Annotated in this window: 21 protein-coding genes; 7 read left to right on the plus strand and 14 right to left on the minus strand. The window is 66.6% G+C overall.

All coding sequences use genetic code 11. From position 1 onward, the window contains the following. Positions 1–23: 23 nt before the first annotated feature. From AC06FA_RS11460 to AC06FA_RS11490, 7 genes are all read right to left on the minus strand, one after another. Positions 24–449 carry a hypothetical protein gene (locus tag AC06FA_RS11460; RefSeq protein ID WP_108750044.1) on the minus strand — a complete coding sequence of 142 codons (426 nt, stop codon included), beginning with the start codon at positions 447–449 and terminating at the stop codon, positions 24–26. 98 nt (positions 450–547) lie between these two features. Then, a complete protein-coding gene (locus AC06FA_RS11465; RefSeq protein WP_108771896.1) occupies positions 548–1,162 on the minus strand; it encodes a YggN family protein in 615 nt (204 codons plus the stop codon). 30 nt (positions 1,163–1,192) lie between these two features. After that, positions 1,193–2,077, minus strand: a complete 885-nt coding sequence (locus tag AC06FA_RS11470) for a GIN domain-containing protein (protein ID WP_478068407.1) — start codon at positions 2,075–2,077, stop codon at positions 1,193–1,195. Between the two features lie 32 nt (positions 2,078–2,109). Further along, on the minus strand, positions 2,110–3,132 hold the full coding sequence (locus tag AC06FA_RS11475; protein ID WP_478068408.1) for a hypothetical protein: 1,023 nt from the start codon (positions 3,130–3,132) through the stop codon (positions 2,110–2,112). Next, the gene (locus AC06FA_RS11480) at positions 3,129–4,019 is read right to left on the minus strand and encodes an ABC transporter ATP-binding protein (protein ID WP_478068409.1); all 891 of its coding nucleotides are present in this window, start codon (positions 4,017–4,019) and stop codon (positions 3,129–3,131) included. The genes AC06FA_RS11475 and AC06FA_RS11480 overlap by 4 nt, the downstream gene beginning before the upstream one ends. Further along, a complete protein-coding gene (locus AC06FA_RS11485) occupies positions 4,016–4,378 on the minus strand; it encodes a GntR family transcriptional regulator (protein WP_108756605.1) in 363 nt (120 codons plus the stop codon). The genes AC06FA_RS11480 and AC06FA_RS11485 overlap by 4 nt, the downstream gene beginning before the upstream one ends. Before the next feature lie 2 nt (positions 4,379–4,380). Then, the gene (locus AC06FA_RS11490; RefSeq protein WP_478068410.1) at positions 4,381–4,623 is read right to left on the minus strand and encodes a hypothetical protein; all 243 of its coding nucleotides are present in this window, start codon (positions 4,621–4,623) and stop codon (positions 4,381–4,383) included. Between the two features lie 364 nt (positions 4,624–4,987). On the opposite strand from AC06FA_RS11490, the gene AC06FA_RS11495 reads away from it, so the two are divergent. From AC06FA_RS11495 to AC06FA_RS11515, 5 genes are all read left to right on the plus strand, one after another. Then, positions 4,988–5,575, plus strand: a complete 588-nt coding sequence (locus tag AC06FA_RS11495) for a glutathione peroxidase (RefSeq protein ID WP_478068411.1) — start codon at positions 4,988–4,990, stop codon at positions 5,573–5,575. Between the two features lie 96 nt (positions 5,576–5,671). Further along, a complete protein-coding gene (locus tag AC06FA_RS11500; RefSeq protein ID WP_478068412.1) occupies positions 5,672–6,649 on the plus strand; it encodes an FKBP-type peptidyl-prolyl cis-trans isomerase N-terminal domain-containing protein in 978 nt (325 codons plus the stop codon). A 23-nt stretch (positions 6,650–6,672) separates the two neighbouring features. Further along, the gene (locus tag AC06FA_RS11505; RefSeq protein ID WP_108753550.1) at positions 6,673–8,022 is read left to right on the plus strand and encodes a UDP-glucose dehydrogenase family protein; all 1,350 of its coding nucleotides are present in this window, start codon (positions 6,673–6,675) and stop codon (positions 8,020–8,022) included. Further along, positions 8,015–8,254, plus strand: a complete 240-nt coding sequence (locus AC06FA_RS11510; RefSeq protein WP_053515402.1) for a SlyX family protein — start codon at positions 8,015–8,017, stop codon at positions 8,252–8,254. Before AC06FA_RS11505 ends, AC06FA_RS11510 begins: the two co-directional genes overlap by 8 nt. Before the next feature lie 11 nt (positions 8,255–8,265). Beyond that, the gene (locus AC06FA_RS11515; protein WP_478068413.1) at positions 8,266–8,949 is read left to right on the plus strand and encodes a DUF2058 domain-containing protein; all 684 of its coding nucleotides are present in this window, start codon (positions 8,266–8,268) and stop codon (positions 8,947–8,949) included. Positions 8,950–9,010: 61 nt separating this feature from the next. On the opposite strand, the gene AC06FA_RS11520 is transcribed toward AC06FA_RS11515, so the two are convergent. The 4 genes from AC06FA_RS11520 to AC06FA_RS11535 form a co-directional block, all read right to left on the minus strand. Then, on the minus strand, positions 9,011–10,336 hold the full coding sequence (locus tag AC06FA_RS11520; protein ID WP_478068414.1) for an amidohydrolase family protein: 1,326 nt from the start codon (positions 10,334–10,336) through the stop codon (positions 9,011–9,013). Positions 10,337–10,403: 67 nt separating this feature from the next. Further along, entirely contained in the window at positions 10,404–13,088 is a 2,685-nt protein-coding gene (metH, locus tag AC06FA_RS11525; protein ID WP_478068415.1) for a methionine synthase, read from the minus strand. Then, complete coding sequence (locus AC06FA_RS11530; RefSeq protein WP_478068416.1) at positions 13,085–14,185, minus strand: homocysteine S-methyltransferase family protein; 1,101 nt, start codon at positions 14,183–14,185, stop codon at positions 13,085–13,087. Before AC06FA_RS11530 ends, metH begins: the two co-directional genes overlap by 4 nt. A 7-nt stretch (positions 14,186–14,192) precedes the next feature. After that, positions 14,193–15,122 carry an ArsR/SmtB family transcription factor gene (locus tag AC06FA_RS11535; protein ID WP_108750029.1) on the minus strand — a complete coding sequence of 310 codons (930 nt, stop codon included), beginning with the start codon at positions 15,120–15,122 and terminating at the stop codon, positions 14,193–14,195. A 164-nt stretch (positions 15,123–15,286) separates the two neighbouring features. On the opposite strand from AC06FA_RS11535, the gene AC06FA_RS11540 reads away from it, so the two are divergent. Continuing rightward, positions 15,287–16,435: an acyl-CoA dehydrogenase family protein gene (locus tag AC06FA_RS11540; protein WP_199932473.1), complete on the plus strand. Its 1,149-nt coding sequence runs from the start codon at positions 15,287–15,289 to the stop codon at positions 16,433–16,435. A 193-nt stretch (positions 16,436–16,628) separates the two neighbouring features. Continuing rightward, positions 16,629–16,916, plus strand: a complete 288-nt coding sequence (locus AC06FA_RS11545; RefSeq protein ID WP_478068417.1) for a hypothetical protein — start codon at positions 16,629–16,631, stop codon at positions 16,914–16,916. 147 nt (positions 16,917–17,063) lie between these two features. Here AC06FA_RS11545 and AC06FA_RS11550 read toward each other — a convergent pair whose 3' ends face one another. The 3 genes from AC06FA_RS11550 to AC06FA_RS11560 are packed head-to-tail and all read right to left on the minus strand — an operon-like array spanning position 17,064 to position 22,150. After that, complete coding sequence (locus tag AC06FA_RS11550; RefSeq protein WP_312709494.1) at positions 17,064–20,234, minus strand: multidrug efflux RND transporter permease subunit; 3,171 nt, start codon at positions 20,232–20,234, stop codon at positions 17,064–17,066. Between the two features lie 15 nt (positions 20,235–20,249). Then, the gene (locus tag AC06FA_RS11555; RefSeq protein WP_478068418.1) at positions 20,250–21,494 is read right to left on the minus strand and encodes an efflux RND transporter periplasmic adaptor subunit; all 1,245 of its coding nucleotides are present in this window, start codon (positions 21,492–21,494) and stop codon (positions 20,250–20,252) included. Continuing rightward, complete coding sequence (locus AC06FA_RS11560; protein ID WP_108750023.1) at positions 21,494–22,150, minus strand: TetR/AcrR family transcriptional regulator; 657 nt, start codon at positions 22,148–22,150, stop codon at positions 21,494–21,496. Before AC06FA_RS11560 ends, AC06FA_RS11555 begins: the two co-directional genes overlap by 1 nt. Positions 22,151–22,328: the final 178 nt, after the last annotated feature.

Genomic DNA, 22,328 nt, shown 5'->3' on the forward strand with positions numbered 1-22,328 from the left:
GCCCTGGGGCGGCGTTTTTCGTTTCAGCGACGGTCGGCGACGATGTTGCCGAAGGTGTCGGTGTAATCCTTGAATTCGGGGATGGTCTGCACCAGGTCGGCGGGGATGACCTCCAGCCCTTCCGGCGGCTGGATCTTCACCGGCTGCATGTTGGGGTCGGCCGGGGCAGCCACCAGGGTGTTCTGGCGCAGCACCTGCAGCTTGCCGAACATGGTCTGCAGCATCTGCCGCTGGGTGTCGTCCAGCGGAATCTGGATCTCGTCCATCTTCATCGTGCCGTCGGCCAGGATGATGATGTTCGGCGCGGGCTGGCGGCGCACGGTCACCATGGTCTGGCTGACCGAAATCTTCGGCTTGCCGCGTTCGGCGCGGTGGTTGCGGTACTCCTGGTCGCAGCCGGCCAGGCCCAGGCAGAGCAGGGCGGTCAGCAGCAGAAACAGCTTCTTCATGGCGGTCGATCGGGGCAAACGGGGTGCCTAGTGTAATCCCGCCCGGCCGCGGCGGCCGGCAACGCGGGTGCGCGGCCGGCCGGGTGCGACGAAATGTCTCAGGGCGCGCGCACGACCACGTCGTCCTTGCCGCAGTCGTCCACGTCGCTCTGGTCCATGGTGGCGTAGGGCTGGAAGGCCGGCAGGTCGCGTGCCAGCGCCTGCTGGCTGGCCAGCATCGCCGGCAGGCGGTTGCACAGCTGCTTGGCCTGGGCTTCGATCTTGGCCGCCTCGTCGTTGATGCGCTTCTCGATGCCCTCGCTGTCACCGCTGAAGACGCCCTTCAGGGCTTCGCCGGCGGCATTGACGCCCAGCCGCGCACCGGCCATGCCGATGTCCATGCCATCGCTGGCGATGCCGGCGATGTGGCCGCGGTATTCCTGCAGCTGGCGACGCTGGGCCTCGTTGGTGGGCGATTCGGTGCCGCCGATCAGCAGGCGGCCGTCCGGGGTGATCTCGGCACGGGCCTGGCCCTTGCCGGAAATCTTGATGTTGCCCTGGGCGATCTCGCGGCGCGCCTTGTCGGTGGCGTCCTTGATCTCCTTGCCCACCGTGCTGCTGGCCTCGGCCACGGTCTTGCCGGCGCTGTCGGTGGTGGACGATGGGGACGTGCCACCGCAGGCCATCAGCGGCAGGCACAGCAGGGTAGCGGGCAGCAGGCGCAGCAGGTTCATGACAGTTCCCTTCCGTTGAATGAGGTGGAATTACTTGCCGCGCGGCAGGGTGACGCTGCCGCCGATATCGCGGTGGCGCACGTCGCCACTGCCGCTGTGCTGCACGGTCAGGCTGCCGCGGGCGCCGTTGACGGTGATGTCGCCCGAGCCGTGGCTGCGCACGCGGACATTGCCGCCCACCTCGCTGATCTCCACGTCGCCGGAGCCGACCACGCCCACCTCGACATCGCCCTTGACCCGCTGGAAATCGATATCGCCCGAGCCCACGGTTTCCAGACGCACGCTGCCGCCGATGTCGAACAGGTCCAGGTCACCCGAACCAACGGTGCCGGTGCGGGCGTCGCCGCGGATGTTGCGCGCCTTCACTTCGCCCGAACCGAGCGACAGCAGCTCCAGCGAGCCCGCGCCGTCGATGTCCAGGTCGCCCGAGCCCACCGCGGCATGCACGCTGCCACGGGTGCCACGGGCACGGCCATCGCCCGAACCCACGTCCATGCTCAGCGACTGCGCGTTTTCCACGCTGCCGTCACCCGAGCCGATCTTGAACTGCAGCGGCAGGTTGTCCGGCACGCTGCCGCCGATGTCCAGCCAGGCATAGCTGTTGCCCAGCGACAGCGCCGAGCGGCCGTCACGGCGCAGGCTGACCACCAGCTTGTCACCCACGCGCTGCTGGTCCAGCACCAGCTGGTCCAGCCATTCGGCATTGGACGCGCAGGCGCGCCCGTCCAGCTGGCCGCCGCCACGGCTGGCCACCACCTTCAGATCATGCTGGTTCACTTCGAACACCACCGCTTTCACCCCGGCGGTCTCCAGCTTCAGCGCACGCGGCGCCGAATGCTTGCAGTTCGGGGCATCGGCAGCCAGCGCCGACAACGGCAACAGCAACAACGCAGAGCAGGCAAGCAGGGTACGCATGAGGGTGCCTCCGGTAGTGGTAGAGGGGAACGTCAGATCTCGCCGGCGCGCTTGCGCAGGATGATCGCCAGCACGATGAAGACCACGCCGAAGACTGCACCGATCCACACGTCGGCCATGGCCAGGGTCTTCAGCTGCTGGGCCGGGCTGAGCAGGGCGGCGATCGAATCCAGATCGTTGGCGCCGCGCATGCCTTCGCGGTAGAGCAGATCCATGCCCGGCACGGTGCCCAGCAGCAGGCGGCCGACGATGTGCTGCCAGAACCAGCCGGTGGTCAGGTCGAACAGGTGCATCGCCTTGGTGGTGCTGACGATGATGCCGGCGAACAGCGGCAGCATGACCGCCCACAGGAACGGCTTGCTCTTGGCCCAGGCCGAGCACAGCAGCAGCCAGCCGGCGGTCGGCAGGGCCCACAGCGCGTACACGGGGATGGCGGCGAGCAGGCCGGCGGTGAGGGTGAGCGGGCTGGCCGGACCCCAGATCAGGCGCATGGCGTCGCCACCGTGGGTGGCAGCGACAATGCTGATGATGACCATGAAGCCGAACATGGTGACGATGGCGGCCAGCGTGGCCACCAGCGGGGCCACGATCAGCGCGCTGAGCACCTTGGACAGCACGGTCTGGGTGTCCGACAGCGGCAGCGACTTCCAGAACAGGATGCTGCGGTCGCGGCGGTCGTCGTAGAGGGCGCCCAGGCAGTAGAAGAACACCACGAAGGCCAGCACCACGAACGGCCAGGTCGAGCTGAGCATCAGGGTCAGGTCCAGCCCCTTGCCCAGGTCGGCCATGTCGTGGGCGCTGATGTCGCGGGTCAGCAGGCCCAGGTCCAGGCCGTTGATGTTCACGTCCTCGCCATCGATATGCAGGCCGCCATCGCGCGCGGCCCGGTGCAGGGCGAACAGGCCGAAGGCGATGCCAACACCGCTCATCAGCAGCGAGACGATGCCGGCGATGACCGGGGCATACAGGAAACCGCCGCGGTTTTCCCAGTATTCGCGCTTGAGCAGCCAGCGCAGCGTGCCTGCGGGGCTGACCGGATGATTGACGGCATTCATGCGTAGGTCCCCTTCATGACAGCGACGAACAGGTCGGCGAGGCCCGCATTGCGGATCTCGCCCAGAGTGGACAGCTGGCTGCGCGGCACGCCGTCGTACAGCAGCACGGTCTTGCCGAAGGCCTGGCTGCGTTCATCGATCGGCTTCAGCGCGCGGGCGGTTTCCAGCTGGTCGGTGCCGACCAGCAGTTCGGTGTAGCGCTCGCCCACTTCATCCATTTCCGCGCTGAGCACGATGCGGCCGTCACGGATGAACATCACGTCGCTGAGGATGTGTTCGATTTCTTCCACTTGGTGGGTGGTGACGATGATCGTCTTCTGCTCGTCGAAGTAGTCTTCCAGCAGGCGCTGGTAGAACTCCTTGCGGTACAGGATGTCCAGGCCCAGGGTCGGCTCGTCCAGCACCAGGATGCGGGCATCGATGGCCATCACCAGGGCCAGGTGCAGCTGCACGATCATGCCCTTGGACAGCTCGCGCACGCGCTGCTTGGGCTGCAGTTTGGTGTTGGCCAGGAAGCGTTCGCAGCGGGCGCGGTCGAAGCGCGGATGCACGCCGGCGACGAAATCGATGGCCTCGCGCACGCGCAGCCAGCGCGGTAGCACGGCAACGTCGGCGATGAAGCAGATTTCCTTCATCAGCTCGTCGCGGTGCAGGCGCGGGTCACGCCCCAGTACGCTCAGTTCGCCCTCCACCGAGGTCAGGCCGAGGATGGCCTTCAGCGCGGTGGTCTTGCCGGCACCGTTGGGGCCGATCAGGCCGACGATGCGCCCGGCCGGAATCGAGAACGAGGTGCTGTCGAGGGCGACGGTGTTCTTGTAGGCCTTGCGCAGGCCCTTGGCGGTAATGACCGCAGAGCTGGGTTCAACATTCACGACACTGGCATTCATGAGGATTTCCCCTGGGGCAGCAATTCGTTCAGGCTCAGGCCCAGGCGCTGGATGCGCTCCAGGACCGCCGGCCATTCTTCGTTGAGGAAGCGGTCGCGCTCGCTGCTGCGCAGCTGCGTGGCCGCCTGCTCGGTCATGAACATGCCCAGACCGCGGCGCTTTTCCACCAGGCCTTCATCGGCCAGTTCCTGATAAGCGCGCGAAACAGTGATGGGGTTCAGTTGATAGTCGGCCGCCACCTGGCGGACCGAGGGCAGGGCATCGCCCGGCTTCAGGATGCCGTCGAGCATCATGGCAATCACGCGCTCCTTCAGCTGGCGGTAGATGGGAGCGCCGTCGCTCCACTGGATGTCGCTCATGGTCAGCTCCGTGGGGTCAGCGGCTGTGCGAACGAGAAATACGGCATGGACAGGGAGCTGTGCAGCCGACGCGGGGGGGAGGGTTCGGCGGTCCCTGCCGGGGTGGAGATCGCGTCCTGCGTGATATCGGGGGAGGGGGAGGATTCGGCCGGCGGGGCCGGCAGCACCAGCCAGGCCAGCACGAACAGGGTAGAAACAGCGGTGACCGCGGGGGCGGTGTGGCTGCGACGCATCCGGATGTTCATGGTTCCCCCTGTCTCAGGTGACTGGTGTTGTATGCAACTATAACACCGGCACGCCTATGTGCAACCCCCGTCACGCCCCAACTGATGGCAGGGGCCCCCGCAGGAGCCGTTGGCACTGCCAAGTCATTGATTTCATTTGAATGCCATCTGCGCACCCCCTGCAGTACACGGGCCTGGCATTCATACATGTGTACAGCGTGTCCAGCAAGCGCGCCCAGGATCGGGTCCTCCGCCGTGCCGCCACGGCGGGCAAAGTGATGGCCCGGCGCCCGCGACAGTGCGCTGGCAGGCCGGTGCTATAGTTCGGCCGATCCCCGGTCTGCATGGGCCGGGCCCCTGTTGCAGCTACCGTGGAATGCCCCGCATGCCTGTGTTTCCCACCGCTCCGCGCCGCCTGCGCGGCCTGTCCCTGCTGGCCGTGCTGGCGCTTGGCCTGGCCGGTTCCGCCAGCGCCTTTGCGGCCGATCTGTTGGACGTGAACTACCGCCCGCTGGCCGGCAAGCAGCAGGTCAACCTGCTCAAGCGCTACCAGGGCCAGGTGCTGCTGGTGGTCAACACCGCCAGCAAGTGCGGCTATACCCCGCAGTACGAGGGGCTGGAAGCGCTGCAGAAGCAGTACGCCAGCCGCGGCTTTGCCGTGCTCGGCTTCCCGTCCAACGATTTCAAGGGGCAGGAGCCCGGCGATGAGAAGCAGATCCAGGACTTCTGCACGCTGACCTATGGGGTGAAGTTCCCGATGTTCGAGAAGGTGCATGTGGTGGGCGACCAGGCCACGCCGCTGTACCAGCGCTTGACCGCCGCCACCGGCGTAGCGCCGGGCTGGAACTTCCACAAGTACCTGGTCGGCCGCGATGGCAAGGTCATCGCCCAGTTCGCCAGCAAGGTCACGCCCGATGACCCGCAGCTGACGGCGGCCATCAGCAAGGCGCTGGCCGCGCCTGCACCGCGTTGATTGCCGGCACGCATGCCTCGACATCTCCGGCGTGCGTGCGACAATGGTTCTTTTCGCGCCGACGTCGGCGCCCAGACACTTCCAGGAATGCAGCGAATGAAGATGGGAATGCGCGGCGCCGCGGCGTCGGTTCTGATTCTGGCGATGGGCACCTCTGGTGTCGCCCTGTCGCAACAACCGGCCGCAGCGGCGGCCGCCAAGGAGACCGCAACCTTGAATTCCCCCAAGCAGAAGCTCGGCTACGCCATCGGTCTGGATGTGGCCAAGTCGTTCGCGCCGATCGCCGATGAAATCGACGTGGCCGCCCTGCGTACCGCCGTGGAGCGTTCGTTCGAAGGCCTGCAGCCGCAGATCACCCAGGACCAGGCCAAGGCCACCGATGCCGCCCTGCGCCAGGTGGTGATGGCCCGCAATGGCCAGCAGGTGCCGGGCATGGCGCCGGGCTCGCAGCCGGCCAAGGTCGACCGCGTGAAGGTCGCGCAGATGATCGGTTCCTACTCCATTGGCCCGTCGCTGGCGCAGCTGAAGGACGATCTGGATACCGCGTCTCTGTTTGACGCGATCAGCACCGGCCTGAGCAAGGGCCAGGCGAAGATGACCGAAGCCGAAGCCACCGCCACCATCCAGTCGTTCATGGGTGCCAAGCAGGCCGAGATGCAGGCCAAGGCCGCGCAGGCCGCGCAGACCAACCGCAGCGAAGGCAATGCCTTCCTGGCCAAGAACAAGACCCAGCCGGGCGTGGTGACCACCCCGTCGGGCCTGCAATACCAGGTGATCCGCCCGGGTAGCGGCGAGCGTCCGCTGCCGAGCAGCAAGGTGCGCGTGAACTACGAAGGCAAGCTGCTGGACGGCACCGTCTTCGACAGCTCCGCGGGCCGTGGCCCGGCCGAGTTCGGTCTGGACCAGGTCATCAAGGGCTGGACCGAAGGCGTGGCACTGATGCCGGTCGGTTCCAAGTACCGCTTCTGGATCCCGGGCGAACTGGCCTACGGTGAGAACGGTACGCCGGGCGGCCCGATCGGCCCGAACGCGACCCTGACCTTCGACGTCGAGCTGCTGGGCGTCCTGCCGTAAGCGACCACGGAGCCAGCACGGATATGCGCGTTGCGATTTTCGGTACCGGGTACGTCGGTCTGGTGACCGGCACCTGTCTGGCCGATGTAGGCCACCAGGTGGTCTGCGTCGATATCGACCAGGCCAAGGTGGATGGGCTCAACCAGGGCATCATCCCGATCTACGAACCCGGCCTTGAGCCGATGGTGAAGGCCAACCATGCCGCGCTGCGGCTGTCCTTCACCACCGATGGCGCCAGCGCCATCGGCCACGGCCAGGTGGTCTTCATCGCGGTGGGTACGCCCCCCGATGAAGACGGCAGCGCCGATCTGCAGTACGTGCTGGCCGTGGCCCGCACCATCGGCCGCCACATGGCAGTGCCGACGGTGGTGGTGAACAAGTCGACGGTGCCGGTGGGCACCGCCGACAAGGTGCGCGCGGCCATTGCCGAAGAGCTGGCCGCCCGTGGCGCCGACATCGCCTTCGATGTGGTGTCCAACCCCGAATTCCTGAAGGAAGGCGATGCGGTGGCCGACTGCATGCGCCCGGACCGCATCATCATCGGTGCCAGCAGCGCCGACTCGGTGGCGGTGATGCGCCGCCTGTACGCGCCGTTCAACCGCAACCACGATCGCGTGGTGGAAATGGACGTGCGTTCGGCCGAGCTGACCAAGTACGCGGCCAATGCCATGCTGGCCACCAAGATTTCGTTCATGAACGAAATCGCCAACATCGCCGAACGCGTGGGTGCCGACGTCGAGCAGGTCCGCCAGGGCATCGGCTCTGATCCGCGCATCGGCTGGCACTTCATCTACCCCGGTGCCGGCTACGGTGGTTCGTGCTTCCCCAAGGATGTGCAGGCGCTGGCGCGCACCGCCCAGCAGTACGGCCTGGAGCCGAAGCTGTTGAATGCGGTCGAAGCCGTGAACGATGCCCAGAAGGGCCATCTGTTCGCGCTCATCCAGCGCCATTACGACAAGGGCGAGGACGAGGGCGTGCGCGGCAAGACGTTTGCCGTGTGGGGCCTGGCCTTCAAGCCCAACACCGATGACATGCGCGAAGCCTCCAGCCGCCGCCTGCTGGCGCAGCTGTGGGAAGGCGGTGCCACGGTGCGTGCCTACGATCCGGAAGCGATGCACGAATCGCAGCGCATCTTCGGTGAGCGCGACGACCTGGTGTTCTGCGCCAATGCCAGCGAAGCGCTGGAAGGTGCCGATGCACTGGTGGTGGTGACCGAGTGGAAGCAGTTCCGCAGCCCCGATTTCCAGATGCTGCGCGAGCGGCTGAAGGATGCGGTGGTGTTTGACGGTCGCAACCTGTACGACCCGGCCGAGGTGGAAGCCGCCGGCGTGGCGTACTACGGCATTGGCCGGGGGCGTTCGCTGCATGTCTGAGCTGCCTACTGAACGCGAACAGGCGCTGGAAGCGCGCCTGGTCGAGCTGGAAATGCGCGTGTCCTTCCAGGAACACGCGCTGGCCGAACTGAGCGATGCATTGGCCGACGCCCGCATGCAGGGCACCCGCAACGCCGATGTGCTGCGCGTGCTGCTGGAAGACCTGGGCAAGGTCCGCAACGCACTGAATTCTTCTGATCCGGCGAGCGAACCGCCGCCGCCGCACTACTGATCTGCATTCCTATGAGCGATACCCTCCGCGACCAGCTGATGGGCCTGGGCTTCAAGCCGGCGCCCAAGCCCGAGCGCAAGAACGATGCCCCCCGCCGTGACGGCCGTCCGCAGGGCAAGGGTGGCCATGGCCAGCCCAAGCCGCAGGGTGCGGGCAGGGGTGAGAACACGCCCGGCGGCGAGCGCCGCGGCCACGGTCGCGGCGCTCCGGGCAAGCCCGGCCAGTCGCGTGGGCCGGGTCAGCAGGGCCCGCGCAAGCCGCGCTCCGCCGAAGAGATGGACCTGGCCAAGGCCTATGCCATCCGCGCGCAGAAAGAAAAGCAGGAGCGCATCGAAAGCGAGCGCCTGAAGCAGGAAGAAGCGCGCGTTCGCCGCGAGGCCAAGGCCAAGCTGGAAGAACTGCTGAAGGACAAGAGCCTGAATGCCGAGGCGGCCGAGATCGCGCGCCACTTCCCCTATGGCGGCAAGATCAAGCGCATCTACGTGACACCGGAACAGCTGACCGCGCTCAATGCCGGTGAACTGGGCGTGGTCCAGCTCAATGGTCGCTACCTGCTGGTGACGGCCGAGGTGCTGGCGCAGTCCGAGGCGGTGTTCGCCGCGTCGGTGGCGTTGAAGGTCGATCCGAATGCGCCGGCGGAGGAAGACCCCTACGCCGACCCGCAGTACCAGGTCCCCGACGACCTGGTCTGGTAATACCGCGGCACAGACGCAGGGAACGCCGGGCCAGTGCCCGGCGTTCGCGTTTGCGGCCGGATCAGCGCTCGATCGGCTGCCCGGCCTGCCACACCGCGTGGATGCGCTGGGTGTTGCCGATATCGGCCAGTGGATCGGCATCGAGCACCAGCAGGTCGGCGCGCTTGCCGGCGGCAATCCGTCCGCGGTCATCCAGGCCCAGCAGCGCGGCCGCTTCGGCGGTGGCCGTCTGCAGCGCCTGCGCCGGTGTGAATCCCGCGTCGGTCAGCAACTGCAGTTCGCGGTGCTCGGCAAAGCCGATCACCCGCTGCGGCATTGCGCCGGCATCGGTACCGAAGCCGAACTTCACCTTGGCCGCGCTCAAGCGGCGCAGGTTTTCCAGGTTCATCGCCACTGCCGCGCGCGCGCCGGGAATATTGCCGCCGCTCAGCTGTTCGCGCTGCCACTGCGGCTGCTGCCAGCGCTCGCGCACCGCGGCGGGCAGTGCATCGCGCAGGAACGGCTGCTGCAGCGCCTGCGGGTTTTCCGCATACCAGTAGTTGGCTTCGTCGATGTTCACCGTGGCGATGTACCAGGTGCCCTGGTCGTGCATCTTCCGCGCCAACATCGGGTCCACCGCGCGATCGCGGATGCCGTGGGCGATGATGTCCACGCGTGCATCGACCAGGTCGCGCGCCTGGTCCAGATCATGGATGTGCGCGGCGACCTTCAGGCCGCGCGCATGGGCTTCGGCAATGGCGGCACGGTAGATCTCCGGCGACATCATCGGGAACTTGCCGCCCAGTGAGTCCACCCAGAGCTTGATCACGTCCACGCCGTCCGCCTGCTGGGTCGCCACGGCGGCACGGGCTTCCTCGGCATTGCGCGGGCGCGCCACCGGGTCGTGGGCCAGGCCCATCGCGGCGGCCGGCGGCGCACCGGCAAACGCGCCGATGCCGGCGCCAGCACCGTACAGCTGCGCGCCCAGCGACGGCGAGGCGTTCACTTCCTTGCGGATATCGAAGAAGGCCGGGCCGTTCATGCCCAGCGCGGTGACGGTGGTGATGCCGTAGCGCTGGAACTGGCGCAGGTCGCGCACCACGTTGTCGCGGGTGTAATAGCGATCACCGTGCTGCAGTCCATCAGTGTTGCCCACATGGGCGTGGTTGCTGACCAGGCCGGGCAGCAGGGTCTTGCCCTGGTAGTCGATCCGCTTGGCGGCACGGGCCGCGGCCGGCAGCGGCGTCCCGACATGCACGATGCGCGTGCCGTCGATCAGCACCGGGGTGATGCCCAGGTCGCGGCGGCCGTCGAACACCCGGGCGTTTTCCAGCAGGATCGGCTCCGCGGCGGCAGGGAGGGCGGCAGTGGCGGCAAGCAGCAGCGCCCACAGGCGGGTCGGTCGCATCGGCAACTCCGTTCAGGGGGAAGCCCGAGCGTAACCGATGGGCCGCCCGCAGGCGTGTGGGCGGCGTCTATTCGGGGTCGTAGTCCAGGTTCGATGCCAACCAGCGCTCGGCCTGCGCGCGGTCCACGCCCTTGCGCCGCGCGTAGTCGCCCACCTGCTCGCGGCTGAGCCGACCGACCACGAAGTACTGGCTCTGCGGATGGCTGAAGTAATAGCCCGATACGGCAGCGGTGGGCAGCATCGCGAAGCTTTCGGTCAGTTCCATGCTGGCGTGGGTTTCGGCCTGCAGCAGGTCGAACAGGCGGCGCTTTTCACTGTGTTCGGGGCAGGCCGGGTAGCCGGGGGCAGGGCGGATGCCGCGGTACTGCTCGTCGATCAGCGCCTCGTTGTCCAGCGTCTCGGCACGGTCGTAGCCCCAGAATCCGGTGCGCACGCGCTGGTGCAGGCGTTCGGCCAGCGCTTCGGCGAAGCGGTCGGCGAGTGCCTTCAGCAGGATCGCGTTGTAGTCATCGTGGTCGGCCTCGAAGCGGGCCACGTGTGCGTCGATGCCGATGCCGGCGGTGACCGCGAATGCGCCGATCCAGTCCTGCCGGCCGCTGTCGGCCGGGGCGATGAAATCGGCCAGGCAGAAATCGGGGCGCTCGGCGGGCTTGTCCACCTGCTGGCGCAGGAAGTGCAGGGTGGTTTCGCCGTCGGGGTGCTGCACGCGGACATCGTCGCCCACGCTGTTGGCCGGCCACAGGCCGAACACAGCCTTGGCGGTCAGCCAGCGCTCGTCAACGATGCGCGCCAGCATGGCCCGCGCATCGCGGTAGAGGTCGCTGGCCTGCTCGCCGACGATCTCGTCGGTGAGGATGGCCGGGAACTTCCCGGCCAGTTCCCAGGCCTGGAAGAACGGTGTCCAGTCGATGTAGTCGACCAGTTCGGCCAGCGGGTAATCGTCGAACACATGCAGGCCGGGCTGTGCCGGCACCGGTGGCGTGTAGTTGGCCCAATCGCCCTGGAACTTCTGCCCGCGCGCGTGCTCCAGCGAGACCAGGCGCTTGGCATCGCCACGGTTGCGATGGCGGGCGCGGATCTCGGCGTAGTCGGCTTCGTTGGCGGCCACGAAGGCCTCGCGCAGCTCACGCGAGATCAGCGACTGCGCCACGCCCACCGCACGCGAGGCATCCTTCACCCACACGGTGGGGGCCTGGTAGTGCGGGTCAATCTTCAGTGCGGTATGCGCGCGCGAGGTGGTGGCGCCGCCGATCAGCAGCGGCAGGTCAAAGCCCTGGCGCTGCATTTCGCGGGCGACGTGGCTCATCTCCTCCAGCGAGGGGGTGATCAGCCCGGACAGGCCGACCAGATCGGCGTTGTGCTCGCGTGCGGCATCGAGGATCTTCTGCGCGGGCACCATCACGCCCAGGTCGATCACTTCGAAGTTGTTGCAGGCCAGGACCACGCCGACGATGTTCTTGCCGATGTCGTGCACATCGCCCTTCACCGTGGCCATGATGATGCGGCCGTTGCTCTTGGCGGTATCACCGCTGCGGGCTTTTTCGGCTTCGATGTACGGCAGCAGGTAGGCCACCGCTTTCTTCATCACGCGCGCGGACTTGACCACCTGCGGCAGGAACATCTTGCCGGCGCCGAACAGGTCGCCGACGATGTTCATGCCATCCATCAGTGGGCCTTCGATCACGTCCAGCGGGCGGCTGGAGGCCTGCCGGGCCAGTTCGGTGTCTCCTTCCACCCAGGCATCCAGGCCGTGCACCAGCGCATGGGCCAGACGTTGCGCCACCGGTTTCTCGCGCCAGGACAGGTCCTCGGTTTTCGCCGCACCCTTCTTGCCCTTGTAGCGCTCGGCGATCTCCAGCAGGCGCTCGGTGGCGTCGCTGCGGCGGTTCAGGACCACATCCTCCACGCGCTCGCGCAGGTCCGGTTCCAGCTCGTCGTAGATCGGCATGGCGCCGGCGTTGACGATGCCCATGTCCATGCCGGCGGCAATGGCGTGGTACAGGAACACCGAATGGATGGCCTGGCGTACCGTTTCGTTGCCGCGGAACGAGAACGACACGTTGGAGACGCCGCCGGAAACATGGCAGTACGGCAGGGTCTGCTTGATGATGCGGGTGGCTTCGATGAAATCCACCGCGTAGTTGTCGTGCTCTTCGATGCCGGTGGCCACGGCGAAGATGTTCGGGTCGAAGATGATGTCCTGCGGCGGGAAGCCGATCTCATCGACCAGGATGCGGTAGGCGCGGGTGCAGATTTCCACCTTGCGTGCGCAGGTGTCGGCCTGGCCGGTTTCGTCGAAGGCCATCACCACGGCGGCGGCGCCGTAGCGCAGCACCTTGCGCGCGTGCTCGCGGAACAGCGCCTCGCCTTCCTTCAGCGAGATCGAGTTGACCACGCTCTTGCCCTGCAGGCACTTCAGCCCGGCTTCGATCACGCTCCACTTCGACGAATCGACCATCACCGGAATGCGGGCGATGTCCGGCTCGGACATGATCAGGTTCAGGTAGCGGGTCATCGCCGCTTCCGAATCGATCAGGCCCTCGTCCATGTTTACATCGAGGATCTGCGCGCCGCTGGCCACCTGCTGCCGCGCCACGTCCACGGCCTCTTCGTAGCGGCCTTCCTTGATGAGCTTGCGGAACTGCGCGCTGCCGGTGACGTTGGTGCGCTCGCCTACATTGAGGAACAGCAGATCCGGGGTGATGACCAGCGGTTCCAGGCCGGACAGGCGGGTGTAAGGCGTGGTGCTCATGCGGCCTGCGGCTCCCGTGCGCCGGACACGGCGCGTGGCGCCAGCCCGGCCACGGCCTGGGCGATGGCGCGGATATGGTCCGGGGTGGAGCCGCAGCAGCCGCCCACCAGGTTCAGCAGCCCATCCTCGGCGAAGCTGCGCAGCGTGGCGGCCATTTCCTCCGGTGTTTCATCGTATTCGCCGAAGGCGTTGGGCAGGCCGGCGTTGGGGTGCGCGCTGACGTAACAACTGGCGACCTGGGCCAGGGTTTCCACGTGTGGGCGCATCGCGTCGGCGCCCAGCGCGCAGTTCAGGCCGATCGACAGCGGCCGCGCATGTGCCAGTGATGCATGGAAGGCTTCGGCGGTCTGACCGGACAGGGTGCGCCCGGAAGCATCGGTAATGGTGCCGGAGATCATGATGGGCAGCCGCGCACCGCGCGCATCGAAGGCCTCTTCGATGGCGTACAGGGCGGCCTTGGCGTTCAGCGTATCGAAGATGGTTTCGACCATCAGGGTGTCCGCGCCGCCATCGATCAGGCCATCAATGGCCTCGCGATAGGTATCGCGCAGGGCGTCGAAGCTGGTGTTGCGGAAGCCCGGATCATTCACGTCGGGGCTGATCGAGGCGGTGCGGCTGGTCGGGCCGAGCACGCCGATCACGAAGCGCGGCTTGTCCGGCGTGGTGGCCTGCACCGCGTCACAGCAGGCGCGCGCGACGGCGGCACCGGCCTTGTTCAGTTCGTACACCAGGTGTTCCAGGTGGTAGTCGGCCTGGCTGACCGAGGTGGCGTTGAACGTGTTGGTTTCCACCAGATCCGCGCCGGCCTGCAGGTAGGCGGTGTGGATGTCGGCGATGACCTGCGGCCGGGTCAGCAGCAGCAGATCGTTGTTGCCCTTCAGGTCATGGCCTTCGGGCGTGCCGTGGTCGCAGCCGGTGCCGTGGCTGTGGCTGTGGTCGTAGCCGCCGGCGAAGCGTTCGCCGCGGTAGTCCGCTTCCTGCAGGCTGTGGCGCTGGATCATCGTGCCCATCGCGCCGTCGATGATCAGGATGCGCGCGCGCAGGGCGTCGAGCAGGGCGTTGGCACGTTCGGGATGCAACCACGGCAGGCTGGACACGGCGACCTCAGGGCTTGTTGGCGATCAGCGAGATGACTTCAAAATGCGGCGGGCGCTTTTCGCGGGTCACGGTTTCCAGGCTCGATACCTGCAGGCCGGCCTTGTCCACGAACTTGCGCAGTTCCTTGTCGCTGAAACCCAGATTGACGTGGCCGTAGGCTTCCACCGCCGCCTTGTGTTCGTGGCGGGCCAGGCTGCACAGCAGCAGCCGACCGCCCGGGCGCAGCACGCGCGCCGCCTCGGTCACGGCCTGTGCGGGCTTGCTGGCATAGGTCAGCGCGTGCATCAGCACCACCAGGTCGAAGCTGCGGTCCTTGAAGGGCAGGGCGTGCATGTCGCCCTCGCGCACTTCCACGTTGGGCAGGCGGCGCAGGCGCTCGCTGGCCGCAGCCACCACGCGCGCGCTGGTGTCGATGCAGATGTAGCGCTTGGCGTGCGGGGCCACCAGTTCGGCCAGCACGCCATCGCCAGACGCAATGTCCAGCACGTCGCCGGTTTCCAGCAGCGGCAGCGCGGTGCGCGCCAGCGCTTCCCAGGTGCGGCCGGGGGAGTAGTGGCGCTCCATGTCACCGGCCACGCTGTCGGCCCAGTTCTGGTCGGCGGCGCGGTGGGCCAGCACCGCGGCCACGCGTTCGGCGTCCTGGCGCAGCAGCGGGTCATCGCTTCCATTGCTCAGGGCATGCCACAATGCGCGCTGCGCCGGGTCCAACTGGGCCTCGTCGAAGCGGTAATAGGCCGACACGCCCGAGCGGCGGTCGCGCACCAGGCCGGCTTCCTTCAGGCGTGCCAGATGGGTGGACACGCGCGGCTGGGCCAGCCGGGTAATGGCCGACAGCTCGGCCACGGTCAGCTCCTCCTGCTCCAGCAGCGCCAGCAGGCGCACGCGGGTGGCGTCGGCAAACACCTTCAGGCGGGTCGACCAGTCTTCCAGATCCATAAATATCTACCTATCGCGATATAGAGATATATTCGCCGACCGGTGCTGTCGTGGTCAAGCCGGCGCGCCGGGCGAGTCAGCCGCCGATGCCCGCCCGCAGTTACAATCGGGACATCCGGGGGCGCCTTTTACCGCCCCCGTCATCATGTACCTGGGAGGGTGTTGTGGATTTCAGCTTTACCGAAGAGCAGTTGATGCTGCAGGACGTGGCGCGGCGCATCGCGCAGGAAAAAATCGCCCCCAGCGCGGAGCACCATGACCGCACGGGCGAATTCCCCCTTGAGAACATCCGCCTGCTGGGCGAAAACGGCCTGATGGGCATCGAAGTGCCGACCGAGTACGGTGGCGCGGGCATGGACCCGATCGCCTACGTGCTGGCAATGGTGGAAGTGGCCGCCGGCGACGCTGCACATTCGACCATCATGTCGGTGAACAACTCGCTGTTCTGCAACGGCATCCTGACTCACGGCAGCGAGGCGCAGAAGCAGAAGTACGTTCGTGCCATCGCTGAAGGCGAGGCCATCGGTGCGTTCGCGCTGACCGAGCCGCAGTCCGGTTCCGATGCCACCGCCATGCGCTGCCGCGCAGTGAAGCAGGCCGACGGCACCTACGTGATCAACGGCAAGAAGAGCTGGATCACCTCCGGCCCGGTGGCCAAGTACATCGTGCTGTTCGCGATGAGCGAGCCGGACAAGGGCGCGCGTGGCATCACCGCGTTCCTGGTCGACACCGACAAGGCCGGCTTCGGCCGCGGCAAGACCGAGCCCAAGCTGGGCATCCGTGCGTCGGCCACCTGCGAGATCGAGTTCAACGATTACGTGGCGCAGCCGGAAGAAGTGCTGGGCCAGGAAGGCGAGGGCTTCAAGATCGCCATGGGCGTGCTCGACGCCGGCCGTATCGGCATTGCCTCGCAGGCCATCGGCATCGCCCGCGCTGCGTATGAAGCCACGATCGAATACGTAAAGGACCGCAAGGCCTTCGGCGCGGCCATCGGCACCTTCCAGATGACCCAGGCCAAGATTGCCGACATGAAGTGCAAGCTGGACGCGGCGCTGCTGCTGACCCTGCGTGCGGCATGGGTGAAGGGCGAGGGCAAGCGCTTCAGCAACGAAGCGGCCATCGCCAAGCTGACCGCGTCGGAAGCGGCGATGTGGATCACCCACCAGGCCGTGCAGATCCACGGCGGCATGGGCTATTCCAAGGAAATGCCGCTGGAGCGCTACTTCCGTGATGCCAAGATCACCGAGATCTACGAAGGCACCTCGGAAATCCAGCGCCTGGTGATCGCCCGCAACGAGACCGGGCTGCGCTGAGTCGCATTGGGGGGCCGCCCTGGTAGGTGCCCACCTTGGTGGGCACTGAATGGCGGCCTGGCAGGTGCCAACCTTGGTTGGCACGCCTCTACGAGCGCCAACCAAGGTTGGCGCCTACCGAAAGCCCCGACAGTGGCGACACCGCGCGCCGACATGGTCAAATGCGATCCGCATTTCGTTGTGGATACGTTGAATGATCTATCGCGGTTGGGGGTTGATGACCCTGGTGACGCCGATTGCAGCGATCCTGCTGCTGGCGTATTTCTTCCCGCACGACGGCCCGAAGGGCGACATTCCGCTGCAGCAGGTGCTGCTGGGCGCCGGCATCGGCGCTGCGCTGAACGTGCTGCTGGGCCTGTGGGTGAACCGCGCGCCGCGGCAGAAGGGTGAGGCCGCGCCGCATCATTTCTTCTTCGTGCCGATGCAGTGGGTGGCGCTGTTGATCGTGGTGGTGTGCGGCGCGATCGGGTTGCTGCGCTGAAGCGTGGCCCGTGCCAACCAAGGTTGGCACCTACCCGAACTGCCCGCACCCGGTAGGTGCCAACCGTGGTTGGCACGCATGCCGGTAGTCACCAACAAAAAGGCCCCGGATCGCTCCGGGGCCTTTTCATTTCACTCTACCGCCGGATCAACGATCCGGACGGTGTGCCGCTTCTGCGTCGCGCTGGCGTTCCATGAATTCCTTGGACGGTTCGTCCAGCTTGTCGCCCAGCATGCGGCGCACCACCACGAAGAACACCGGGATCATCAGCAGACCCAGGAGGGTGGCGAACAGCATGCCGCCGATCACGCCGGTACCGATGGCGTGGCGCGAGTTGGCGCCGGCACCGGTGGAGATGGCCATCGGGATCACGCCCATGATGAACGCGAACGAGGTCATCAGGATCGGGCGGAAACGCAGTCGGGCCGCTTCGATGGTGGCATCGCGCAGGGTCTTGCCTGCCGCACGCTGCTCCACCGCGAACTCCACGATCAGGATCGCGTTCTTCGCGGCCAGGCCGATCACGGTGATCATGCCGATCTTGAAGAAGATGTCGTTGGGCAGGCCACGCATCATCGACAGACCGATGGCACCCAGCACGCCCAGCGGCACCACCAGCAGCACCGCCACCGGAATCGACCAGCTTTCATACAGCGCGGCCAGGCAGAGGAACACCACCACCACCGACAGCACCAGCAGCAGCGTGGCCGCGTTGCCCGCCAGGATTTCCTGGTAGGACATGCCCGACCAGTCGTAACCGTAGCCGGCCGGCAGGTCGTTGTTGACGATGTCTTCCATCGCGGTCATCGCTTCACCCGAGCTCTTGCCCGGTGCCTGCGAACCGACGATGTTGATGGCCGAATAGCCGTTGTAGCGGCTCAGCGACGGCGGGGCCGACACCCACTCGGAACTGACCACCGTGCTCAGCGGGATCATCGCGCTGGTGCCATCGGCATTGGTGGTCAGGCTGGACGGGCTGTAGAAGCTCTTCAGCGATTCCTGGCCGGTGCGGTACGGCGCGTCGGCCTGCATGGTCACGCGCTTGATGCGGCCCTGGTAGAAGAAGTCGTTCACGTACACCGGGGCCAGCATCAGCTGCACCGTGCTGTACACGTCCGACACCGACATGCCCATCGACTGCGCCTGCACGCGGTCCACGTGCAGCTGCAGCTGCGGGGCGTTTTCCAGGCCGTTGGGGCGCACGCCGGCCAGCTTGTCGGTCTCCTGCGCGGCCTTGCCCAGCAGCATGTTGCGCGCCTGGGTCAGCTGTTCGTAGCCCTGGCCACCGCGGTCCTGCAGCCACATGTCGAAGCCGCCGAACTGGCCCAGACCCTGCACGGTGGGCAGGTTGACCACGAAGATCTGCGCTTCCTTGATGCCGTAGAACGCGCCGTTCATGTTCTGGATGAACTCCGGCACGGTGACCTTGCGCTCGTCCCACGGCTTGAGGCGGATGAAGCCCATGCCCACGTTTTCGCCGGAACCGACGAAGCTGAAGCCGGCGATCTGCATCAGGCCTTCGTAGCCTTCCTGCTTTTCCAGGATGCCGCGCATCTGGGCGAAGACTTCGTTGGTCTGGCTCTTCGGCGAGCCCGGCGGCAGCTGCACGATGGCCAGTGCGTAGCCCTGGTCTTCTTCGGGCAGGAAGCTGCCTGGCATGCGGGTGAACAGGAAGCCGCACAGCGCGGTCAGCACCACGGCCAGGATCATCCAGCGCGGCGCATGCTTCACCGCCGAGGTGATGTGGCCGACGTAGGTGTTGCTGATCTTGTCGTAGTACTTGTTGAAGGTGCGGTAGACGATGTTCGGGTGGTCGTTGTGGGTCGGCTTCAGGAAGGTGGCACACAGCGCCGGGGTGAAGCCCAGCGCCAGGAACGCCGAGAAGCCCATCGAGATGGCGATGGTCAGTGCGAACTGCTTGTAGATCTCACCGGCCGCGCCGCCCTGCAGCGCCGAGGGGATGAACACCGCCGCCAGCACCACGGTGATGGCAACCACCGCGCCGGTGATCTGGGTCATCGCCTTCTGCGTGGCCGGCTTGGGCGCCAGGCCCTCCTCGGTCATGATGCGTTCGACGTTCTCGATCACCACGATCGCGTCATCGACCACGATGCCGATGGCCAGCACCATCGCGAACAGGGTCAGCTGGTTGATCGTGAAGCCGATCATCCACATGCCCAGGAACGTACCCAGCAGGGCCACCGGAATGACCAGGGTGGGGATGATGGTGGCGCGGAAGTTCTGCAGGAAGATCAGCATCACCAGGAACACCAGCAACACCGCTTCAAACAGCGTCTTGACCACTTCCTCGATGGAGATCTTGACGAAGGTGGTGCTGTCGTACGGCGAGAACCAGCTGACGCCGGCCGGGAAGCTGGGCTGCAGTTCGTCCATCTTCGCGCGCACCGCATCGGCCACGTTCAGGGCGTTGGCGCCCGGCAGCAGCTGGATGGCGAAGGCACCGGTGGGTGCACCGTTGTACTGGGTATCGAAGCCGTAGTTGTTGGCACCGAAGCCGATGCGGGCGATGTCCTTCAGCAGCACGCGCGAGCCGTCGGCGTTGGCGCGCAGGATGATGTTCTCGAACTCTTCGGGCGAGCTGAAGCGGCCTTCGGCCGAGACGGTGGCGGTGAAGTGGCCATCGGGCGAGGGGTCAGAACCCAGCGAACCGGCGGCGAACTGCACGTTCTGGGCGCGCACCGCCGCCAGCACCTGGCTGGCCGACAGGCCGTAGCCCTGCATCTTTTCCGGGTTCAGCCAGATGTTCATGGCGTACTCGGAACCGAACTGCTGGGTGCTGCCGACGCCGGGGATACGCGAGACCTGGTCGAGCACGCGCGAACCGACGATGTCGTTCAGCGCATCACGGGTGATCGACGGGGTTTCCGAACGCAGGCCCACCACCATCAGGAAGCCGGCGTTGGCCTTGGCCACCACCACGCCCTGCTGGGTCACTTCGGTGGGCAGGCGCGGCGTGGCCAGCGAGACCTTGTTCTGCACCTGCACCTGGGCGATGTCCGGGTCGGTACCGGTTTCAAAGGTCAGGGTGATCTGCGCACGGCCGTTGGACGAGGACGACGAACTGAAATACAGCAGGTGATCGATACCGGTCAGCTGCTGCTCGATCACCTGGGTGACCGATTTTTCGGTGGTGTCCGCGCTGGCGCCCGGGTAGGTGGCCGAGACGGTCACCTGCGGTGGGGCGATGTTGGGGTAGGACTCCACGCCAAGGTTGAGGATCGCGATCACGCCGCTGAGCGAGATCAGGATCGCCACCACCCAGGCGAAGACCGGATGTTCGATGAAAAATTTAGGCATGACGGAAGGGTCCCGTTACTGCTTGTTCGATTCGGTGGCAGCCGGTTCGGCCTTGTCGGCCGCCTCGGCCGGGGCCTTGTCGGCGGCCGGTGCGGCACCGGCGGCGGCCGGCTTGGCGCTGGCATTGGCGTCCTGGCCCGGGGTCCAGGGCTTGGCCGTGGCCGGTGCCCCTTCCTTGACCTTCTGCACGCCGGCCACGATCACCTTGTCACCGGCGGCCAGACCGTCGCTGACCAGCCAGTTGCCGCCCTGGGCACCGTCGGTCTTGACGTTCTTGCGCACCACCTTGCCGTCGGCGCCGACCACCATCACGAAGCCGCCCATGGTGTCGCGCTGCAGCGCCTGCTGCGGCACCAGGAAGGCGTTGTTGCGGTCACCCAGGTTGGCCTGGAAGCTGACGAAGGCGCCCGGCAGCAGGATCTGCTGCGGGTTTGGCAGCACCGCACGCAGGGACACCGCACCGGTGGTCGGGTCGACCGTGGTGGACGAGAAGTCCAGCGTGCCCTGTTCGCCATAGGTGGTGCCGTCGGACAGCTTCACTGCCACGGTGGCCTTGCCATCGCCGGACAGCGCCAGCGCGCCCTTGGCCTGCTGCGCGCGCAGCAGGCTCAGCTCGTCCACGCTCAGCGAGAAGTTCACGTACAGCGGGTCCAGCTGGTCCACGGTGGTCAGCAGGGTCACGTCGCCCTGGCCGACCAGCGCGCCTTCGGTCACCTGCTGCTTGTTGGCCACGCCGCTGATCGGTGCGGTCACTTCGGCATAGCCCAGGCTGATGCGCGAGGACGACACGGCCGCTTCGGCCTGCTTCACCGCGGCCAGCGCGGTGCGCTCGGTGGCCTGCGCGGCATCCAGGTCGGACTTGGACACGTACTGCTGCGGGGCCAGCGAACGGGCGCGGTCGGCGGCGACCTTGGCGTTGGCGTAGGTGGCGCGGGCCGAGGCCAGCTGGGCTTCGGATGCATTCAGTTCGGCGCGCAGCGGGGCCGGATCGATCAGGAACAGGGTCTGGCCCTGCTTGACCTGGCTGCCTTCCTGGTAGACGCGCTTGAGCAGCACGCCCGGCACGCGCGCGCGCACGTCGGCACTGCGGTAGGGCGACAGGCGGCCGACCAGCTCACGCTGCAGCGGCAGGGTCTGCGGCTTGGCATCGATCACGCCCACTTCCGGCGGCGGGGGCGTCTGCTGTTCCGGCTTCTTGCAGGCCGCCAGGGCGACGGCGACGGCGCACGTCAAGGCAAGGGTGCGGAGTGGGGCGGTCATCAGGAGAAACTCCGGTGTTGGTTTGTAGACGGGACCGCTGCCGGTTCCGGCGCGAACGCGCGCAGGAAACCGTCAACGGAGAACTCGGCCCAGCGCCTGCGCGCACGCGCGTCATCGCGATGGGGGGTATGGAAGCGTTGTTTGTCGAAATCCTGACCGGCGATCATGCTCAGCAGCAGTTCGGCCATGTAGTGCGGGTCGTCATGCCGGAGCAGGCCACGCCTGCAAACGGTTTCAATCCATTCAGCAAGATGAAGTGTCAGCGCCCCGGCGCCTTCCCGGTACAGCGTACGCGCCTCTTCGGGGAACTGGGATGCATCGGCAGCAATCAGTCGGCAGGCCTGGCCCACGTGGGGCTGGTTGAAGTGCTCCAGGAAGTCGGTGGCGAACTGCAACAGGCTGGCACGCAGGTCGTCACTGCGGAGTGCACGCAGCAGGATGCCGCTGGCATCGCCCACGTGCCGCTGCACGACCCGGCGCAGCAGGTCCTGCTTGTTGCCGTAGCGCGAATAGAGCGTCTGCTTCGAGCACCCGGCCTGCTGGGCCACCGCGTCCATGCTCATCTGCATGCCCTGGCGGCCCAGCAGTTCGCGCACGGCATCGAACACGCGCTCATCGCGCGCGTCCACGGCAACGGGGAGGGTAGTGGGGTTCACGCGGTGGACTATACCGTCCAGTTCAGGATTGTGGAATCGTGCCGATAGTCCTGCTTGTCACCTGCTGTGTGGTTTTCCGTAACACGCTTTGCCGATCCTGTCGGCAGCGCCGGAATCGTCGTGCGCGCCATACCGGTGCGAACTGAATAGGCGTCTAAACCGCAGCAAACCCGAATCT

The organism is Stenotrophomonas sp. Steno-C17 (assembly GCF_056393165.1).

What these genes read in the sequence shown, in the direction of transcription:
- AC06FA_RS11460 (WP_108750044.1), bottom strand. Translation starts at nt 449, where the DNA reads ATGAAGAAGCTGTTTCTGCTGCTGACCGCCCTGCTCTGCCTGGGCCTG.
- AC06FA_RS11465 (WP_108771896.1), bottom strand. Translation starts at nt 1,162, where the DNA reads ATGAACCTGCTGCGCCTGCTGCCCGCTACCCTGCTGTGCCTGCCGCTG.
- AC06FA_RS11470 (WP_478068407.1), bottom strand. Translation starts at nt 2,077, where the DNA reads ATGCGTACCCTGCTTGCCTGCTCTGCGTTGTTGCTGTTGCCGTTGTCG.
- AC06FA_RS11475 (WP_478068408.1), bottom strand. Translation starts at nt 3,132, where the DNA reads ATGAATGCCGTCAATCATCCGGTCAGCCCCGCAGGCACGCTGCGCTGG.
- AC06FA_RS11480 (WP_478068409.1), bottom strand. Translation starts at nt 4,019, where the DNA reads ATGAATGCCAGTGTCGTGAATGTTGAACCCAGCTCTGCGGTCATTACC.
- AC06FA_RS11485 (WP_108756605.1), bottom strand. Translation starts at nt 4,378, where the DNA reads ATGAGCGACATCCAGTGGAGCGACGGCGCTCCCATCTACCGCCAGCTG.
- AC06FA_RS11490 (WP_478068410.1), bottom strand. Translation starts at nt 4,623, where the DNA reads ATGAACATCCGGATGCGTCGCAGCCACACCGCCCCCGCGGTCACCGCT.
- AC06FA_RS11495 (WP_478068411.1), top strand. Translation starts at nt 4,988, where the DNA reads ATGCCTGTGTTTCCCACCGCTCCGCGCCGCCTGCGCGGCCTGTCCCTG.
- AC06FA_RS11500 (WP_478068412.1), top strand. Translation starts at nt 5,672, where the DNA reads ATGAAGATGGGAATGCGCGGCGCCGCGGCGTCGGTTCTGATTCTGGCG.
- AC06FA_RS11505 (WP_108753550.1), top strand. Translation starts at nt 6,673, where the DNA reads ATGCGCGTTGCGATTTTCGGTACCGGGTACGTCGGTCTGGTGACCGGC.
- AC06FA_RS11510 (WP_053515402.1), top strand. Translation starts at nt 8,015, where the DNA reads ATGTCTGAGCTGCCTACTGAACGCGAACAGGCGCTGGAAGCGCGCCTG.
- AC06FA_RS11515 (WP_478068413.1), top strand. Translation starts at nt 8,266, where the DNA reads ATGAGCGATACCCTCCGCGACCAGCTGATGGGCCTGGGCTTCAAGCCG.
- AC06FA_RS11520 (WP_478068414.1), bottom strand. Translation starts at nt 10,336, where the DNA reads ATGCGACCGACCCGCCTGTGGGCGCTGCTGCTTGCCGCCACTGCCGCC.
- metH (WP_478068415.1), bottom strand. Translation starts at nt 13,088, where the DNA reads ATGAGCACCACGCCTTACACCCGCCTGTCCGGCCTGGAACCGCTGGTC.
- AC06FA_RS11535 (WP_108750029.1), bottom strand. Translation starts at nt 15,122, where the DNA reads ATGGATCTGGAAGACTGGTCGACCCGCCTGAAGGTGTTTGCCGACGCC.
- AC06FA_RS11545 (WP_478068417.1), top strand. Translation starts at nt 16,629, where the DNA reads ATGATCTATCGCGGTTGGGGGTTGATGACCCTGGTGACGCCGATTGCA.
- AC06FA_RS11550 (WP_312709494.1), bottom strand. Translation starts at nt 20,234, where the DNA reads ATGCCTAAATTTTTCATCGAACATCCGGTCTTCGCCTGGGTGGTGGCG.
- AC06FA_RS11555 (WP_478068418.1), bottom strand. Translation starts at nt 21,494, where the DNA reads ATGACCGCCCCACTCCGCACCCTTGCCTTGACGTGCGCCGTCGCCGTC.